Source organism: Streptomyces sp. CO7 (assembly GCF_053474865.1).
In genome coordinates this window covers 232315-233682 of sequence record NZ_JBRIOU010000006.1, presented here as the reverse complement: position 1 = coordinate 233682, position 1368 = coordinate 232315, and the positions used below count along the sequence as shown (strand labels likewise).

Below are 1368 nucleotides of genomic sequence, written 5' to 3'. Positions count from 1 at the left end.
CGCGGCGACGAACAGGAAGGAGAGGCCGTTCACCCCGTACGCCGCGCCGGGTCCCCACCAGCTGACCAGCACACCCGCGGCCGCCGCTCCGCCGAGCCGCCCGACGCCGTGCACCAGCGAGCCGACGTTCAGCTGGTCGAAGGCACCGCGCCGAACTCGGCGGCCCCGCCGGCCAGCGGCCCGGTCACCAGGACGGCCAGGGTCAGCGTGTAGTTGCGGCCGAAGACGCTGCTCATCGCGGTGATCGCGGCCAGGGCCACCAGCCGGGGCCGCCGGAAGAAGAACACCAGCCCGTCCCGGGCCCCCGTCCCCCGCCGCCGCTGCGTGGCCGGCGCCGCTGCAGGGGTCCTCCCGGGCAAGGCAGGCAGGGCGACCGGCTCCACCGGCACCGCCCCCGGCGCGGGACGCAGGAACGGGATCACCGCGGCGACGAACAGGAAGGAGAGGCCGTTCACCCCGTACGCCGCGCCGGGTCCCCACCAGCTGACCAGCACACCCGCGGCCGCCGCTCCGCCGAGCCGCCCGACGCCGTGCACCAGCGAGCCGACGGCGATCGCCGAGGGGACGTCCCGCGGCGGCACCAGGTCGTTGCCCAGCAGCGCGCAGACGGGCGCGTCCACCGTGGCGATCAGGCCGGTGACCACCGCCAGGACCATCAGCACGCCGACGTTCAGCTGGTCGAAGGCGATGAGCACGGCGGTGACGACCGCCACCGCGCCCAGCAGCGCCTGGCTGACCGCCGCGGTGAGCTTGCGGGGCCAGGCGTCGACCGCCGCGCCGCCGGCCAGACCGAGCAGCAGCCCGGGGGCCGCCTGCAGGGACACCGACAGACCGGTGAGCGCCGCGGAGCCGGTCAGCTCCAGGACCAGCAGGTTCTGCGCGGTCAGCTGCATCCAGGTGCCGACGTTGGAGACCAGGTTGGCCAGTGACCACCAGCGCATGGAGCGGTGCCGCAGCGAGCGCCACGGGCCGCGGCCGCCACCGGAACGGCGCGCGGCGCGCGCGGCGTGGAGCCGGGCGGTCAGGGACCGGCCGACGGAGGAGGAGAGGAACACGGGGAAGTACGCCTTGCCGACGGGACGGGGAGGACGGAGGAGACCGTCCTGGCGGAACGGCGACGGCCATGATGGCCCGCGGAGGCCCGCAGTGCTTCCCGCACACCTGTCCATCCGTCCCTCGTTCGGGTCAACTCCCCTGCCGCGCAGGCGACTCCGCAGCCGGGTGGCGTTTCTCACAAGGGTGGTCCGGGACCCGGATGAGGGGTCCCGGACCAGGAGGGGGACGATACTGAGGCACCCCCGCACCGCAGCACAGCACGGAAGGTCTGCGCGCACCCATCCCATGAGCGACTCCTCCACCTCCCACCCC

At 74.9% G+C, this 1368-nt stretch carries 1 pseudogene; it reads right to left on the bottom strand.

Annotation, left to right across the window (positions count from 1 at the left end):
* Positions 1 to 143: 143 nt before the first annotated feature.
* Positions 144 to 941: pseudogene (locus ACOV8S_RS22485) on the bottom strand (MFS transporter); the annotation flags it as partial.
* Between the last annotated feature and the right edge of the window lie 427 nt (positions 942 to 1368).